Origin of the sequence: Bacillus sp. S71 (genome assembly GCF_016625265.1) — a bacterium.
GTDB lineage: Bacteria > Bacillota > Bacilli > Bacillales > Bacillaceae_G > Bacillus_A > Bacillus_A cereus.
The window spans coordinates 536,312-552,846 of record NZ_JACVUW010000003.1 but is presented as its reverse complement, the minus strand read 5'-3'; the positions used below and the strand labels follow the sequence as shown (position 1 = coordinate 552,846).

The window sequence follows — 16,535 nt, the reverse complement described above, 5'->3', positions numbered from 1 at the left end:
AGACGGGTTACTAAGTCTATAGGGGAAGTGAACTATGTATATTTTTATTTTTAAAATAGAACAGTAATAAAGAATGTAACAAGTAAGAGATAAACTTGAAAAAGAGGTTTCAAAGAATGAGTCTTTTCATAAAGAAAGCAATGGATGAAGAAAAGAAAAAAGTATTGAATCAAACTTTAGGAGCGATTGATTTAACTCTTTTAGGTATTGGAGCAATTATTGGTACAGGTATTTTCGTATTAACTGGTATTGTAGCAGCGAAACATGCTGGTCCGGCGATTGTATTATCTTTTGTATTAGCAGCAATTATATGTGCATGTGTAGCTTTCTGTTATGCTGAATTTGCATCTACAGTTCCAGTTTCGGGAAGTGTATATTCATATACATATATGACACTAGGTGAGATTTTTGCATTTATAGTTGGCTGGTGTGTTATGCTGGAGTATTTATTAGCGACTTCTGCGGTTGCAGCAGGCTGGTCAGCATATTTTCAGTCATTGCTACTAGGTTTTAATATTCACATTCCTACGGCTTTTGCTTCGGCACCAGGGACGGGGAAGGGTGGAATCATTGATTTACCAGCAGTTCTTATTATTTTAGTTGTTACATTTTTATTAAGTCGTGGTGCAAAAGAAAGTGCACGAATTAATAATATAATGGTTATTATTAAACTGGCTGTTATTGTAGGATTTATCATTGTAGGAACACAATATGTAAAACCAGAGAATTGGCAACCATTTCTACCCTTTGGTTTTCATGGTGTGGTAGGAGGTGCAGCAACCGTATTCTTTGCTTTTTTAGGATTTGATGCAGTTGCAACAGCAGCTGAGGAAGTGAAGCGTCCACAACGTAACGTGCCGATTGGGCTACTTGTTTCCTTGCTCATTTGTACCGTTTTATATGTAGGTGTTTCATTCGTGTTAACTGGAATGGTTCCGTTTACGGAATTGAATGTTGCTGACCCAGTTGCATATGCGTTGCGCACTGTAGGAGAAGATAGAATTGCTGGCTTGTTATCGGTTGGAGCAATAGCAGGGCTAACAACAGTTCTGTTAGTAGCTATGTTTGCATTTGTTCGTGTATCGTACTCGATGAGTCGAGATGGGTTGTTACCAAAAAGACTTTCAAGTGTCCATAAACGTTTACAAACTCCATTTTTTAATACGTGGATTACAGGTATACTAGCAGCTTTATTAGCGGGATTAGTGGATTTGAATTTATTAGCTAATTTAGTGAATATGGGAACGATAACAGCATTTGTGTTTGTATCTATAGCTGTCATTGTATTAAGAAAGACGCATCCTGATATGAAGAGGCCATTCCGTGCCCCTCTAGTACCTTTTTTACCTATCGTTTCAATAGTAAGTTGTATATATTTGGCTTTGAACCTTTCTAAGCTTACTTTAATTAGTTTTGTGGCATGGATTATAATAGGCGTTTTCATATATTTTGTATATGCTAAAAAACATAGTAATGTTAGAAATGGAAATAGAGTATAGTCCATTGAAATAATACTTGTAATGGAAATGAAAACACGCTACTTATTCATATAAGAACAAGTAGCGTGTTTTTTCTATTTAATAATCCCATTTTCTAAAATTTTAATAGTTGGTGCCACTTTCACATTAGCTTTTGAAAAGGAACTTGGCCAATCATCTTCAACTTGTTTCCATTCTTTATATTGAAACGCTCTCGCATAATCACCAAATCCGAATGGATCAAGCTGCTGTTTTTGAATTTTGTGGATTAAATCGTTTAAATCATTGTTTAGTTGTTTTGTAATAAGAGAAGTTAATTTTTTTCTATCATTTTCTATATCCATGTTGAATGTAAGTTCAGATACGGCAATTTTTAAATCCATTTTAATATTAAATTTGAAGCGGTTATCGCTATAGTCTGTACCGATATCATGATTCATACTAAGAACATTTATTGTTATAAAATCGTCGCCTTTTGTATCTTTTAGATGGCTATTACTTTCAACTAAATTAGAGGGGATTTTCATTGTAAGTGAAACGGGTATATTAGCTTTCTTTTGCACCATAAGAAGAAGGGCACTTTCGTAGCGATTTAAAGACATCTTATAAGTTCCACGAGAGGTTAATAGTGCCGAACCGGTAACAATAACATCTTTCTTCCCTTTTTTTATTTCTGAAATAGCAGGAGTTACGCCTTTATTAAAAGTTTGTCTATGAAATTCATGGAATGTCGTAAACACGGTCCGATTGTATAGTTTGTTCGTATTAATTAAATCTGTTAAATATTCAGGAAGAGCAGGCTTATCTTTGAAATTATTATATATAACAGAAGAAATGGGGCCATCTACTGCAACCATGCGCATATTCCCTGTATTTTTAGGGTCGCGATACCAAACATCCAGATAAGGCATAGCTCCTTCTTGTTTTAAAAAATTCGTGCTAAACAATATAAGCTGTAACTTTTCTGTGGACACTAAACCGCTGCTTGAACTGTTAAACGTATCTTTTGCTTCTCGGGGTGTATGTACTTTCGCTTCATGAATTTCGTACTTTTTCTCTACATCTTCATTGAAAATAGGATTTACGTGATACACAATTAATTTTCCTTTTGCTTTTGCGTCAAAACCGTAAATTAATGAGATGGATTGTTTTTCTAAATCAAGCCGATCTTCACAGCCAGCTAAAAAAATTATGAGAAAACAAAATATAATAAAATGAATAAAGCGTCTCATTTAAACTTTTCTCCTTTTCCAATGCTGATAAAGTGTCATGTATAAGAGAAATACAACTGGGAATAGAAAAACGATAAAATAACTAGCAGTTCCCCAAAATTCCCGCAACGAACTTATCTGATAAGAAGAAGGGATATAAAAGAATAAGATGAAAATACACCCGAATAATAAAAAATAAATAGGTAATGAACTGCCTTTTTTGTTAAGTAATTGATTAATACCATCTGAAGCAGTAAAAATATAAGGAATACAGGAATCAAAAATAATAAAGAGATAAAATGACAAAAAGATAATTTCAAACCGCTCAAGAAATGAGAAATGAAACGGTGTAACAAGAGAAAGAGTTGGCCATAAAAACTTTGTTATACCATCTGGACTAAAATAAATAAAAGAAACGAACGTGATTTGAAGATAAATAAATAACGTAATCAAATTTGCAATAACAATTCCTTTTTTTGCAGATGCTTTGTTCGTTAAATAAGGATAAAGGACAAACGCAAACTCGAATCCGAGAAACGCAATGATAGTTGATTTTACGGTGTTTATAATTGGTAGCCATCCTTCCTTGATGAGAGGAAGAAGATATATAAAATGCCCATCTTTAAGAGGAATAAATAATAATAATGGCATCCAAAGTGTAAAGATGACAGTGAAAACAGCAAAACGACTAATAATAAGTGCTCCTTTACATGCAAGCATAAGCATTGGAATAGATAGCAAAATCATAATTAAAGACATAGGAGATCTAGGTAAAATCCAAATATGAATAACGTATAAGAGGGAAAAAATTAAGGAAACAGCTGCGAGTACAGCATATAAAATCCAAAAAATCATTACTACTCTTCCTAGCCATTTTCCAAGATAGCGTATCAGCACATCAAGTAAAGTATATCCTGGATGTTTTTCCATGATTTTTACAATACATAGACTGACTAAAGTAGTAATGACACATCCGATAATAATAGACATCCAGCCATCTGTATTCGCTCCTTGTGCAACTTCACGCGGAAGTGTAAGTACGCCGAATCCGACTTGAACACCACTAATCGTTAAAATGTATTGAAATAAAGTAATCTCCCTCTTTGCACGTTTTGTCACTAATTCTCCTCCTTTTCTTCAACATCTCTTTGCCGGTTATCTTGTTTTAATTGTAGAGATAGTGGCCGTTTCTTCATAATTTTCCATGGGAAACGTATAAGGGTATCTTTTAAATCCGAAGCATATGACGGAGAAAAAGGACTACCATATGGTACACCAAGTGATTCCATAGAAAGAATATGGATGATAATGATTGCCATTCCAACCATAATTCCAATGACGCCAAATAAAGAGGCGGCTATCATCATTGGGAATCGAAGAAGCCGAATTCCTGCTGACATTTCTAAGTTAGGAATAATGAAGGAGGCAACCGCAGTAATTGATACGACGATAACCATAACGTTACTCACAATCCCAGCTTGAACCGCAGCTTGTCCAATTACAATTCCTCCTACGACGCCGATTGTTTGTCCAACAGGCCCAGGAAGCCGAATCGCTGCTTCTCGGAGCATTTCGAGAACTAATTCCATTAATAAAGCTTCTAATATGGGAGGAAAAGGAATTTTGGCTCGGGATTCTCCAATCGTTAACAACAATTTGAGCGGAATCACTTCATAATGGAAGGAAATCATAGCAATATAAAGAGCAGGAGCGAATATTGCAATAAATAGCCCAGTGAAACGAAGGAGTCGTATAAAAGATGGAATCATAGGTCTGAAGCTGTAATCATCTATCGTCTGAAAGAAGGATGAAAAGGTCATAGGTCCTATTAATACGCCTGGTGAGCGATCTACAACAACAGCAATTCGCCCATTTAAAATATGATGTGCCGTTGTGTCAGGACGTTCAGTGATAGACAATTGTGGGAAGAGAGTATAGGAATTATCTTCAACAAATCCTTCTAATTCACCGGTAGTAAGAATAGCATCTACTTTGATTGATTCAATGCGGCATGCCATATCTTGTACAACATCTTCGTTTGTAACATCTGCAAGATAAAGTAAAAAAACTTTAGAGGTTGCTCGTTCGCCAACAGTGAATTCTTTCACTTTTAATTCGCGATTTGGAATATAGCGACGAATAAGTGCGATACTATCACTTGCCACTTCATTAAATCCTTCGTGTGAGCTTTTTATGGAAGTCTCTGTTGTAGGTTCTTCAATACTCCTTTTTGGCGCCGCTTGCGTATCTAGTTCTAAAGCTGATAATTGCCCGTTTATAAATAAAATACTTTTGCCATGTAAGAGAGATTGCTCAATGTCTATCCACTTCTGAACTTTTTTAATATTCCCTATAGAAACAGAAGATTCCCAAAAATCATCTTCATTCCATTCTTTAAATAAGAGAGGACGAAGAATATCTACATTAATAACAGTTTTATCTACAAGTCCTTCCATATATATAAGAGCAGCTTCTTTTCCGTTTTTTAACGGGAAAGTGCGTGTAATTAATTCTGGAATACCACTAAATAATTTGGATAAGTGTTTAAGATTAAGCGGCATGGAGGAAGAAATTTCTTTATTTAATACAGTTTCAGATTGCTCATGTGTAGAGAAAGATTTTTCGCCCCTTATCCATTTTCGAAAAGATCCCATATATTCACCTTATTCCTCGTTGAACTTTATATGGGTTATTATGGATAGTTACATACAGACATATGCGCAGTTTAAAATTTATATTGTATATTTGTACATTTAACGCTATAATTATAGTGTTAAAGATGGAATCGTGATATGACCTGTTATGAATCTATCGTTTTATTTATGAATAAATGGATTGGTATTTTAGCAAGATGTGCTAATAAACTACTCCACCATGATGATAGCGTGCCCAAAATGTGGTGCGTATATTTTCGTGGTGGAGTTTTTTTTATTCTCAAAAAGGGGGAAAGACCATGAATGACAACATGGTTCATATTACAATTGACGGAAAAAAGTATACAGCGGAGCCTGGTTCAACGATATTGGGTGTTATTAATGAGAACGGGATTGAACATCCGCAAATTTGTTACGTGCCGGAAGTAGATCCTATTCAAACATGTGACACTTGTATTGTAGAAGTTGACGGAAAGTTAATGCGTTCTTGTTCGACGATAGCAACGGAAGGTATGGACATTGAACGTGCTTCTGTTCGTGCAAAAGAAGCACAAACAGAAGCGATGGATCGGTTACTAGAAAATCATTTATTATACTGTACAGTATGTGACAACAACAATGGGAACTGTAAACTGCATAATACAGCAGAATTAATGGAAATTGAACATCAAAAATATCCTTATGAACCGAAAGTAGATGTAAGTGAAGTTGATATGACGCATCCGTTTTATCGCTATGACCCTAATCAATGTATTGCGTGCGGTCAATGCGTTGAGGTGTGTCAAAACTTACAAGTAAATGAAACGTTATCGATAGACTGGGAAGCGGAACGCCCGCGAGTTATTTGGGATGAAGGAGTAAATATTAATGATTCTTCATGCGTTAGCTGTGGTCAATGTGTAACGATTTGCCCTTGTAACGCTTTAATGGAGAAAACGATGCTCGGTGAAGCTGGATTTATGACGGGATTAAAACCAGATATTCTTGAACCGATGGTAGATTTAATTAAAGAAGTTGAGCCTGGATATAGCGGTATTTTTGCGGTATCAGAAGTGGAAGCGGCCATGCGTGATACTCGTACGAAGAAAACGAAAACAGTATGTACATTTTGTGGTGTAGGTTGTTCGTTTGAAGTGTGGACGAAGGGGCGTAAAATCCTTAAAGTACAGCCATCTTCAGATGCACCAGTTAACGCAATTTCCACTTGTGTAAAAGGGAAATTTGGTTGGGATTTCGTAAATTCTAAAGAACGAATTACAAAACCTTTAATTCGTAAAAATGGAACGTTTGTTGAATCTACATGGGAAGAAGCACTGAATGTAGTTGCAAATAAATTAGGTACTATTAAAGAAGAGTACGGTAAAGGTTCTATCGGATTTATTTCTTCCTCTAAAATTACAAATGAAGATAATTATGTAATTCAAAAATTAGCTCGACAAGTATTTGGAACGAATAATATTGATAACTGCTCACGTTATTGCCAATCACCAGCAACGGATGGTTTGTTCCGTACAATTGGTATGGGCGGTGATGCAGGAACGATTAAAGATATTGCGCAATCTGGTCTTGTTATTATTGTAGGATGTAATCCGACAGAAGGTCATCCTGTTTTAGCTACACGTATTAAACGTGCACATAAATTACACGGACAAAAGTTAATTGTAGCTGATCTTCGTAAAACAGAAATGGCAGAGCGATCAGATGTCTTTATTAGTCCAAAACAAGGAACAGATCAAGTTTGGTTAATGGCTGTTACAAAATATATGATTGATCGAGGTTGGCATGATCAGGAATTTATTAATGAGAATGTAAACTTCTTTGAAGATTTCAAAGAAAGTCTAGAAGAATATACACTTGCATATGCAGAAGAAGTAACAGGTATTTCAAAAGAAACACTTATTCAAATGGCTGAAATGATTCGTGATGCAGATGGTACATGTATCCTTTGGGGTATGGGGGTAACGCAAAATACAGGTGGTTCTGATACTTCCGCTGCAATTTCAAACTTACTTCTTGCAACAGGGAACTATCGTCGTCCAGGAGCAGGTGCATACCCACTTCGAGGTCACAATAACGTACAAGGTGCTTGTGATATGGGTACTTTACCAGGATGGCTTCCAGGATATCAGCACGTTACTAACGAAATGGAACGTGCGAAATTTGAAACTGCTTACGGAGTGAAAATTGATAGTGAACCAGGTCTTAATAATATTGAAATGCTTCACGCAATTGACGAAGGAAAAATGAAAGCAATGTATCTTGTCGGAGAAGATATGGCTCTTGTAGATTCTAATGCAAATCATGTACATGAAGTGTTGTCGAGCCTTGATTTCTTCGTTGTGCAAGATGTTTTCCTTTCTAAAACTGCTCAATATGCAGATGTTGTATTACCAGCAGCGCCATCTCTTGAGAAAGAAGGTACTTTCACAAATACAGAGCGCCGTGTCCAAAGATTATATCAAGTTCTTCCTACGCTAGGAGATGCGAAACCAGACTGGTGGATCGTCCAGGAGGTTGCGAATAAACTAGGGGCAAACTGGAATTATAGCCACCCAAGTGAAATCTTTGCTGAAATGGCAAGTTTATCACCATTATTCTCGCAAGCGAACTATGAAGTGCTTGAAGGATGGAACAGTTTCCATTGGGGAAGTTTTGATGGAACAAATACACCACTTCTGTTCCAAGATGGATTTAACTTCCCAGATAAAAAAGCTCGTTTTGCGATTGCTGACTGGGTACGTCCAGCTGAATTTCCAGCGGAGTTCGACCTTCACATTAACAACGGTCGTATGCTTGAGCATTTCCATGAAGGGAATATGACAAATAAATCAACAGGTATTCAAACGAAAGTACCTGGTGTTTTCGTTGAAATCTCTCCAGACCTTGCAAAAGAACGTGGCGTAAAAACAGGTTCGTTAGTTCGTCTTGTCTCTCCTTTTGGAGCATTAAAATTACGTGCACTCGTTACAGATCGTGTAAAAGCGAATGAGTTATATTTACCGATGAACTCTACAGATAACGAAACGGCAATTAATTTCTTAACAGGTCCTGCTGTGGATGTACGTACGAATACACCTGCGTATAAACAAACGAAAGTGCGTATGGAAGTGTTAGAAGTTGATGGCGAAAATCCGATGCCAAAAGCGAACCCACGCAATAAAAAACGTCACCCTCAAGCTGGAATTGAGGTACATCGTAAGTGGGCACGTCCAGGGTATGTGCATTTAACGGATAAGTAGGAGGAGAAAACTATGGCTGCACCTATAAAAATGATTCAAAAACAAGAATTAACTGAGGAAGAAATAAAACAGCAAAAATTAGATGATTTAAAGGAGCTTTTAACAAATAATGAAGAAGCTCTAAATCAGATGTTTAATATAGTAGGGGAATTAAATGACATTGGAATGCTAGAAGCTGCAAATTCTATGCTGAAAGCGAAAGAACCAATTGCAAAGATTGTTCTAGGTCAAGTAACTCGTGAGCCTGTTACAAATTTAATTAATAATATGATGGGTGCTGCAGGTGCGTTAACTGAACTTGACCCAGAACTTACGAAAAAGCTTATAGGTAGTTTATTAGTCGGGCTAGAAGAAGGTAATGAACATCTAGAAAGTAATAAAAAAGTAGGGGTATTCGATCTTATGAAAGTATTGAAAGACCCAGATATTAACCGTGCTATCGGGTTTGGGCTTCATTTCTTAAAAGGAATGGGGAAAGGGTTAAAAGACGAATAAACTTCATGAAGTGAACCTTTCCGCCCAAATATTTGTACGAAATAGTTTGGGCGGAAAGCTCATTTTGGTAAAATATATAATAAAGTAAAATGAGGCTTTTGGGAGGTATAATTGTATGTCAAAAAAAGTACATGAATTTAATGATATGATACGAAAACTTCGAAAGGAACTTTTCGGAAAAGGACCAGAACGAATTCATACTGTTTTTGCGGAAAATATGGCTATAGCGACTCTTTACGGAAACTTAACACCTACTGAAAAATTTATTTCAAGTACGATGGACGGTGCGGAAATGGTTCATATGGCTAGAACGAAAATGATTCAAGAAGTGTATGCTGCGAATTCCCGTGAACATTTGGAGGAACTTGTTGGAGCGAAATTAGTAAATTTGTTTTCAGATATGAAAGTAGAAGAAGATATTGCAGTTTCTGTATTTGTTTTTGATAAAAATATAACGTGAGAGAAGGATACTAATCGTGAAACCGATACAGGTAGAAAGAGAAATCTTTCGTTATGAACAAGGAGCATTTAAGCATATAGAGGACAGCATTGTAACAGAGTTTCCTGTCACCATTAAAATGAACGGACAGGAGTTTGTTACAATGGTTAGTACTCCAGAATATATAGAAGATATGGTAATAGGCTTCTTAGCGTCTGAAGGAATCATTCGGAAGTATGAAGATATTGATAGCATATGGATGCAGGAGAAAGAAGGCTTTGTGCATGTAACAACGACAAAAGTAAATCCGTATTATGAACAAATGCAAAATAAACGCTATATTACGTCTTGTTGTGGTATGAGTAGGCAAGGGTTTGTTTTTGCAAATGATGCACTAAGTGCAAAAAAAATGAAGGGTGTCCATGTACAGGTTACGGCAGAGGATTGTTTTCGGTTAATGAAAGAAATGCAGCAATCTGCGGATACGTTTCATCGTACTGGTGGGGTTCATAATGCAGCTTTATGTGATGTTAATGGTATTATTTTAAGCCGAATGGATATTGGTAGGCATAATGCACTAGACAAAATTTACGGTTATTGTTTAAGAAACGATATTTCTATAAAAGATAAAATCATTGTTTTTAGTGGTCGTATTTCTTCGGAAATATTATTGAAAGTTGCAAAAATCGGTTGTGAAATTATACTATCAAAATCAGCTCCAACTGAGTTAGCTTTGCAACTAGCGGAAGATTTAGGTATTACGACAATAGGATTTATTCGTAATCACTCCTTAAATGTATATACCCATCCAGAACGTGTTTTAAATATAAAATAAAAGTGAGGCAATGAAGATGAAATCAGTTACATTAGACAAGTTGCAACGTCCGTTAAAGGATTTACGTATTTCAGTTACTGATCGCTGTAATTTTCGCTGCCGATATTGTATGCCAGAAGAAATATTTGGTCCTGATTACTCGTTTTTGTCTAATGATAAAATTTTATCTTTTGATGAAATTGAAAGGATAACACGTATTTTTGTTTCTTTAGGTGTAAGAAAGTTACGAATTACGGGCGGAGAACCGTTACTTCGAAGAGGTCTTCCAAAGCTTATTGAGCGCCTTAATAAAATTGATGGTGTAGAAGATATCGGTTTAACAACCAATGGATCGTTACTTAAAAAGTTTGCTCCTGATTTATATAAGGCGGGACTATCACGTGTAACAGTTAGCTTAGATTCCTTGGAAGAAGATCGGTTTTTCTATTTAAATGGTAATAGGAGCAAAGTGCAAAGGGTTCTGGAAGGAATACAGGCTGCTGCTGAAGTTGGTATGAAAATTAAAATAAATATGGTCGTTCAAAAAGGGAAAAATGAACAAGATATTTTGCAGATGGCACAATACTTTAAAGAAAATAAGCATATTCTTCGGTTTATTGAGTATATGGATGTTGGGAATTATAATGGCTGGGAGTTAGGTGAAGTTATTTCCAAACAAGAAATAGTAGATACGATTCATCAAGTTATGCCGTTAGAACGGATAGAAGCAAATTATTCTGGTGAAGTGGCTACTAGGTATCGTTATATAGGAAGCGATGAGGAAATAGGTATTATTTCATCAGTAACAGATTCTTTTTGCTCATCATGTACGAGAGCTCGTATTTCTGCAGAAGGAAAATTATATACTTGCTTATTTGCTTCTAAAGGAAATGATTTAAGAGAATTGCTTCGTTCTGAACATACAGATGAGGACATTACAGATGTAGTACGCGATATATGGAATAATAGGGAAGATCGTTATTCAGATGAACGCTTAAATCATACAAATAAGAAAACAATACCTAAAATTGAAATGTCACATATCGGTGGTTAATATATAAAGCTAGCTTCATAGTGAAAAATGGAAAATTTACAAGAGTTGTGGATTTTCTATTTTATAGTAAAAGTGATGATTGATATCTCTGTAAAAGATGTGCAGAGAAATTAAGCAGCATTCAAAAACCTTTATTTGAGGAGGTTTTTTGAAGCTGCTTTTTTATTTGGAGAAAATGGAGGAATGGGTAATGGCATTTCATAAGCCGGAACAAATTGCTGAGCTTGTCATTGAGGCCGGTGTTCAAAAAGTAAGACAGACATTGCCAGCGATGCTTATTCTCGGTTTTTTAGGAGGAGCGTTTATTGCGATAGGTTTTTTACTTAACATTCGAGTTTTAGGGAATTTACCTGAGCGCTGGGGAAGTCTAGTGAATGTTTTAGGAGGAGCAGTATTTCCTGTTGGACTCATGCTCGTAGTATTAGCAGGAGGAGAATTAATTACGGGAAATATGATGTCACTGTCTATGGCGCTTTATGCAAAGAAAATTACATTGATAAGTGTACTGAATAACTGGGTTTGGATTACTTTCATGAATTTTATTGGGGCAATTTTCGTTGCGTATTGCTTTGGGCATCTTGGCGGATTAACAGAGGGAGAGTATTTAAATAAAACGGTAGCGATAGCGGAAGGGAAGTTACATGAATCATTTGGGAGAACTTTAATTTTAGCAATTGGTTGTAATTGGCTCGTTTGTCTTGCTCTTTGGCTCGCTTACGGGACGAGTGATTTTGTCGGAAAAATCATCGGAATTTGGATTCCAATTATGGCATTTGTAGTGATTGGATTTCAGCAAGTAGTAGCAAATATGTTTGTCATTTCCGCTGTTATTTTTGCTGGTCATCTAACGTGGATGGATTTGGCTAAAAATTTTGTTCCTGTTTTTATCGGAAATGTAATTGGAGGAGCTGGGTTTGTTGGTTTTGCTTACTTTGCTTGTTATCAGAAACAACATTCTAATATGAAATAGAGTTCTTGAGAGGAAGGGTATGTAATGGCTGATCGGTATTCACGACAACAGTTGTTCAAACCAATTGGGAGTAAAGGACAAGAAAAAATTCGAAATAAACATGTGTTAATTGTAGGGGCAGGCGCATTAGGAAGTGCAAGTGCCGAAAGTTTCGTACGTGCAGGTGTTGGCAAGTTGACGATTATTGATCGTGACTACGTTGAATGGAGTAATTTACAAAGGCAACAATTGTACTCTGAACAAGATGCGAGAGAGAAAATGCCGAAAGCAATTGCTGCAAAAAATCGGTTAGAACAAATTAATTCGGAAGTACAAATACATGCTTTCGTAATGGATGCAACTTCAGAAAATATGAAAGGTCTATTAAAAAATGTAGATGTAATCATTGATGCAACAGATAATTTTGATATTCGATTTGTAATAAATGATTTATCACAAAAACATAATATTCCTTGGGTATATGGTTCTTGCGTTGGATCGTATGGTATGAGTTATACAATTATTCCGCAAGAGACACCGTGTTTACATTGTATGCTGAAAAATATTCCTGTTACAGGTGTGACATGTGATACCGCTGGAATTATTAGCCCGACTGTTCAAATCGTCGCAGCATATCAAGTGGCAGAAGCACTCAAAATTTTAGTGGGAGATTTCTCAGTAATTAGAAAAACATTTTTCATGTTTGATATATGGAGTAATCAAAATCATTTTATAAAATTAGGGAAAATAAAAACAGACACTTGTCTCTCATGCGGTTTGAATCGAACTTATCCTTATTTATCATACGAAAATCAAACGAAAGCAGCTGTTTTATGCGGAAGAAATACAGTTCAAATTAGAACAGTAGACAATAGGAAATACAATTTTGATGATATAGAAAAAGTATTACAAAAACTGGGGAAAGTAGATCGGAATCCGTATTTACTATCTTGCCAATTCGATGATTACCGCGTGGTTGTTTTTCGAGATGGTCGTGTTTTTATTCATGGTACAAATGATATTTCGAAAGCGAAACAACTATATTATCGCGTATTCGGTTAATAGAGAGGGTGTCAACAATGGAAAGAAGAGTGCCAATTACGGTTGAAGAAGCTGTTCGTAAAGTGATGGGATTTGCTGATAAAGGCTTAAAGGAGCTATTACCAATTGAATTAGCTTATGGACGTATATTAGCAGAGGATTTAGTAGCTGACCATGATGTACCGTCATTTAATCGTTCGCCGTATGACGGATTTGCTATTCGAGCAGAAGATACTAATTTAGCAAGTTATGAAACGCCAATTGTATTTGAAGTAGTGGGTGAAATTGGTGCAGGATCGCTATTCCATGAGAAAGTAGGTCCGTTTCAAGCAGTTCGAATTATGACGGGAGCACAAATTCCGAATGAGTGTGATGCGGTTGTTATGTTAGAGCTGACTCGTCAATATGAGAAGAATGGCAACAATTATATGGAAGTGAAGCGATCATTCAAAACGGGCGACAATATTTCTTTTCAAGGTGAAGATGCTCGTAAAGGAACGGTTCTTGCAAAGAAAGGATCGTACATTAATCCAGGTATTTCAGCTCTTCTTGCTACATTCGGTTATAGTGAAGTGCCAGTTGCGAGAAAGCCTGTAATTGGACTGTTAGCGACTGGGAGTGAATTGCTTGATGTCGATGATTCATTACAGCCAGGGAAAATCCGAAACAGTAATACGTACATGATATTGTCTCAAATTCGAAGAGCGGGCGGCAGAGTAAAATATTTTGGGAAGTTTAGTGATGATTTTAATACGTGTTTTACAGCTGTGAAAGAAGCGCTTGGCCAAGTAGATATGTTAATTACAACCGGCGGTGTATCTGTAGGAGATTATGATTATTTACCAGCTATTTACGAAAAGTTAGGTGCATCTGTTCTTTTTAATAAAGTTGCAATGCGACCAGGAAGTGTTACGACCGTAGCACAATTAAATGGCAAGTTATTATTTGGTTTATCAGGAAATCCATCCGCTTGTTACGTAGGGTTTGAACTATTCGTAAGACCGTGTATTCGGACGTATATGTTTAGTGAAAAAGTACATTTAAAAAGAGAAAAAGCGTTATTAGGAGAAGATTTTCTAAAACCGAATCCATTTACAAGATTTGTACGAGCAAAATTGCAATATGATGAGGGGAAATTAATCGCTTATCCATCAGGGTTTGATAAATCTAGCTCAGTTTCTTCATTGGCAGAATCAAATGCGTTTATCGTATTGCCGGGCGGGACAAGAGGATATAAAAAAGATATGTTTGTTGATGTTCTTTTATTAGAAGATAACGAAGGTAGTGAATGGCCTTGGACATTTCATAAAGTGAGAGGTGGTTCTAATGAGACAAGCGCTATTTGAAATTGTAGATAATCCGATTTTAGTTGAAGAAGTAACGAATAAAGTCGCAAGAAGGGAAGCAGGTGCGATTACAACATTTATTGGTACGGTGAGAGAATTAACAAAAGGAAAACGAACGCTACATTTAGAGTATGAAGCATATAAACCGATGGCAGTAAAACAACTTATGAGAATTGGTGAAGAGATTAGTGAAAGATGGCCGGATGCAAAAGTAGCAATTACGCACCGTGTAGGGCGGCTAGAAATAATGGATATTGCGGTAGTCATTGCAGTTTCATCACCGCATCGTAAAGTAGCTTATGAAGCGAATGAGTACGCGATTGAACGTATAAAACGAATTGTTCCAATTTGGAAAAAAGAATTTTGGGAAGATGGAACGATGTGGATTGGAGATCAACTTGAAAACACACCATATCCAGAAGGAAAACCAAAGAAGGAAGAATGAGAAAATGATTACAATTTTATTATTTGCAAATCTGCGTGAGGAAGTTGGATCGGATCGATTAGTAATTTTAGAAAAGCAAGAAATGACAGTGCAGCAATTAAAAGAATGGCTCAAAGTCAGCTATTGTTTACAATCGCTGGATAAAGTGATGGTGGCTGTTAATGAGGAGTTTGTAATGAATGAAGAGATGATAAAGGCTGGAGATATAGTCGCATTAATCCCGCCCGTTAGCGGCGGGTAATAAGCTTTTTCACCAGATGAAGCGCCAAGAAGATGTTGTATATAAATTAGAATAAGAGAAGGGATGAGTTCCATGCTTACTCAAGAACAAATAATGAATGCATTAAAACATGTAGAGGATCCAGAGTTACACAAAAGTGTTGTAGAATTAAATATGGTTAGAAATGTACAAATGAACGGAACAGAGGTTAAACTTGAAGTAGTACTAACAATCCAAGGTTGTCCGTTAAAAGCAAAAATTCAACAAGATATTGAAGAATCACTTCACGCAATTGGTGCTTCTAAAGTGGATGTAACATTTGGTTCTATGACACAAGAAGAACGTGCAGCTTTAACAGAGAAGTTAAAGAAAAATACTAGAACAGAAACTGGTATGCCGAGCATGCTTCGCCCGGATTCAGGAGTACGTTTTATTACTGTAACGAGCGGAAAAGGCGGAGTTGGAAAATCAACGGTGACAATTAATCTTGCAACTGCACTAGCTCGTATGGGCAAGAAAGTGGGGATATTAGATGCGGATATATATGGTTTTAGTATTCCAGCTATGATGGAAACGAATACGAAACCAACGATGATTGATCAAACGGCAATTCCAGTCATTAGTCACGGTGTTAAAATCATGTCGATGGGATTTTTTACAGAAGGAAATAACCCAGTTATGTGGCGCGGACCGATGCTAAATAAATGGATTCAAAATTTCCTTGCGAATACGCACTGGGGAGAATTAGATTATTTATTACTTGATTTACCACCAGGTACAGGAGATGTTGCGATTGATGTTGCAGCGATGATTCCGCAAGCGAAAGAAATAATTGTTACAACTCCGCACAATGTAGCTTCATTCGTTGCTTCAAGAGTCGGTGTAATGGCAAAACATACGAAGCATGAGATTTTAGGTATTGTGGAAAATATGGCTTATTATGAAGAGCAAGATGGATCGAAAAATTATCTCTTCGGAAAAGGCGGCGGCGAAATGCTTGCAGAACAATTGCAAGCAGAAGTAATTGCCAAGATACCTTTTGCAAAACGTGAAGAAAATAGCGGTTCATCTGTATACGATGAAGATTCTCTTGTTGGAGAAGTGTTTACATCGTTAGCTGAGGATATTATTTATAGAGGATAGAGGGGGA

The 16,535-nt window shown here is 36.4% G+C and carries 15 protein-coding genes; 12 read left to right on the top strand and 3 right to left on the bottom strand.

Annotation, left to right across the window (positions count from 1 at the left end; genetic code table 11):
- The first annotated feature begins 116 nt into the window (after positions 1–116).
- Entirely contained in the window at positions 117–1,499 is a 1,383-nt protein-coding gene (bcaP, locus tag IBT51_RS09715; RefSeq protein WP_200458096.1) for a branched-chain amino acid transporter BcaP, read from the top strand.
- Between the two features lie 74 nt (positions 1,500–1,573).
- On the opposite strand, the gene IBT51_RS09710 is transcribed toward bcaP, so the two are convergent.
- From IBT51_RS09710 to IBT51_RS09700, 3 genes are read right to left on the bottom strand one after another with little or no spacing between them, the layout of a single operon-like run.
- A complete protein-coding gene (locus IBT51_RS09710; RefSeq protein ID WP_001252184.1) occupies positions 1,574–2,710 on the bottom strand; it encodes a Ger(x)C family spore germination protein in 1,137 nt (378 codons plus the stop codon).
- Entirely contained in the window at positions 2,711–3,808 is a 1,098-nt protein-coding gene (locus tag IBT51_RS09705; protein ID WP_000166524.1) for an endospore germination permease, read from the bottom strand. It lies immediately after the preceding gene.
- On the bottom strand, positions 3,808–5,343 hold the full coding sequence (locus IBT51_RS09700) for a spore germination protein (protein ID WP_000534548.1): 1,536 nt from the start codon (positions 5,341–5,343) through the stop codon (positions 3,808–3,810). Before IBT51_RS09700 ends, IBT51_RS09705 begins: the two co-directional genes overlap by 1 nt.
- Before the next feature lie 299 nt (positions 5,344–5,642).
- On the opposite strand from IBT51_RS09700, the gene fdhF reads away from it, so the two are divergent.
- The 11 genes from fdhF to IBT51_RS09645 all read left to right on the top strand — a co-directional run bounded on the left by fdhF (position 5,643) and on the right by IBT51_RS09645 (position 16,528).
- Positions 5,643–8,582, top strand: a complete 2,940-nt coding sequence (gene fdhF / locus IBT51_RS09695; protein WP_097912399.1) for a formate dehydrogenase subunit alpha — start codon at positions 5,643–5,645, stop codon at positions 8,580–8,582.
- A 12-nt stretch (positions 8,583–8,594) separates the two neighbouring features.
- Entirely contained in the window at positions 8,595–9,077 is a 483-nt protein-coding gene (locus tag IBT51_RS09690; protein ID WP_000729897.1) for a helical membrane plugin domain-containing protein, read from the top strand.
- A gap of 115 nt (positions 9,078–9,192) precedes the next feature.
- A complete protein-coding gene (locus tag IBT51_RS09685) occupies positions 9,193–9,537 on the top strand; it encodes a Na-translocating system protein MpsC family protein (RefSeq protein ID WP_000039582.1) in 345 nt (114 codons plus the stop codon).
- Between the two features lie 16 nt (positions 9,538–9,553).
- Positions 9,554–10,351 (top strand): formate dehydrogenase accessory sulfurtransferase FdhD, encoded by a 798-nt coding sequence (fdhD, locus tag IBT51_RS09680; protein ID WP_088023511.1) that lies wholly within the window; start codon positions 9,554–9,556, stop codon positions 10,349–10,351.
- A 16-nt stretch (positions 10,352–10,367) separates the two neighbouring features.
- The gene (gene moaA, locus IBT51_RS09675) at positions 10,368–11,384 is read left to right on the top strand and encodes a GTP 3',8-cyclase MoaA (RefSeq protein WP_088023513.1); all 1,017 of its coding nucleotides are present in this window, start codon (positions 10,368–10,370) and stop codon (positions 11,382–11,384) included.
- A 190-nt stretch (positions 11,385–11,574) separates the two neighbouring features.
- The gene (locus tag IBT51_RS09670) at positions 11,575–12,354 is read left to right on the top strand and encodes a formate channel (RefSeq protein WP_088023516.1); all 780 of its coding nucleotides are present in this window, start codon (positions 11,575–11,577) and stop codon (positions 12,352–12,354) included.
- 24 nt (positions 12,355–12,378) lie between these two features.
- The gene (locus IBT51_RS09665) at positions 12,379–13,395 is read left to right on the top strand and encodes a molybdopterin-synthase adenylyltransferase MoeB (protein WP_088023518.1); all 1,017 of its coding nucleotides are present in this window, start codon (positions 12,379–12,381) and stop codon (positions 13,393–13,395) included.
- 17 nt (positions 13,396–13,412) lie between these two features.
- Entirely contained in the window at positions 13,413–14,720 is a 1,308-nt protein-coding gene (locus tag IBT51_RS09660; RefSeq protein WP_063548302.1) for a molybdopterin molybdotransferase MoeA, read from the top strand.
- On the top strand, positions 14,701–15,165 hold the full coding sequence (moaE, locus tag IBT51_RS09655) for a molybdopterin synthase catalytic subunit MoaE (protein WP_001248111.1): 465 nt from the start codon (positions 14,701–14,703) through the stop codon (positions 15,163–15,165). The genes IBT51_RS09660 and moaE overlap by 20 nt, the downstream gene beginning before the upstream one ends.
- Before the next feature lie 4 nt (positions 15,166–15,169).
- The gene (gene moaD, locus IBT51_RS09650; protein WP_088023524.1) at positions 15,170–15,406 is read left to right on the top strand and encodes a molybdopterin converting factor subunit 1; all 237 of its coding nucleotides are present in this window, start codon (positions 15,170–15,172) and stop codon (positions 15,404–15,406) included.
- A gap of 72 nt (positions 15,407–15,478) precedes the next feature.
- On the top strand, positions 15,479–16,528 hold the full coding sequence (locus IBT51_RS09645; protein WP_063548300.1) for a P-loop NTPase: 1,050 nt from the start codon (positions 15,479–15,481) through the stop codon (positions 16,526–16,528).
- The last annotated feature ends 7 nt before the right edge of the window (positions 16,529–16,535 follow it).

What these genes read in the sequence shown, in the direction of transcription:
- bcaP (WP_200458096.1), top strand. Translation starts at nt 117, where the DNA reads ATGAGTCTTTTCATAAAGAAAGCAATGGATGAAGAAAAGAAAAAAGTA.
- IBT51_RS09710 (WP_001252184.1), bottom strand. Translation starts at nt 2,710, where the DNA reads ATGAGACGCTTTATTCATTTTATTATATTTTGTTTTCTCATAATTTTT.
- IBT51_RS09700 (WP_000534548.1), bottom strand. Translation starts at nt 5,343, where the DNA reads ATGGGATCTTTTCGAAAATGGATAAGGGGCGAAAAATCTTTCTCTACA.
- fdhF (WP_097912399.1), top strand. Translation starts at nt 5,643, where the DNA reads ATGAATGACAACATGGTTCATATTACAATTGACGGAAAAAAGTATACA.
- IBT51_RS09690 (WP_000729897.1), top strand. Translation starts at nt 8,595, where the DNA reads ATGGCTGCACCTATAAAAATGATTCAAAAACAAGAATTAACTGAGGAA.
- IBT51_RS09685 (WP_000039582.1), top strand. Translation starts at nt 9,193, where the DNA reads ATGTCAAAAAAAGTACATGAATTTAATGATATGATACGAAAACTTCGA.
- moaA (WP_088023513.1), top strand. Translation starts at nt 10,368, where the DNA reads ATGAAATCAGTTACATTAGACAAGTTGCAACGTCCGTTAAAGGATTTA.
- IBT51_RS09670 (WP_088023516.1), top strand. Translation starts at nt 11,575, where the DNA reads ATGGCATTTCATAAGCCGGAACAAATTGCTGAGCTTGTCATTGAGGCC.
- IBT51_RS09665 (WP_088023518.1), top strand. Translation starts at nt 12,379, where the DNA reads ATGGCTGATCGGTATTCACGACAACAGTTGTTCAAACCAATTGGGAGT.
- IBT51_RS09660 (WP_063548302.1), top strand. Translation starts at nt 13,413, where the DNA reads ATGGAAAGAAGAGTGCCAATTACGGTTGAAGAAGCTGTTCGTAAAGTG.
- moaE (WP_001248111.1), top strand. Translation starts at nt 14,701, where the DNA reads ATGAGACAAGCGCTATTTGAAATTGTAGATAATCCGATTTTAGTTGAA.
- moaD (WP_088023524.1), top strand. Translation starts at nt 15,170, where the DNA reads ATGATTACAATTTTATTATTTGCAAATCTGCGTGAGGAAGTTGGATCG.
- IBT51_RS09645 (WP_063548300.1), top strand. Translation starts at nt 15,479, where the DNA reads ATGCTTACTCAAGAACAAATAATGAATGCATTAAAACATGTAGAGGAT.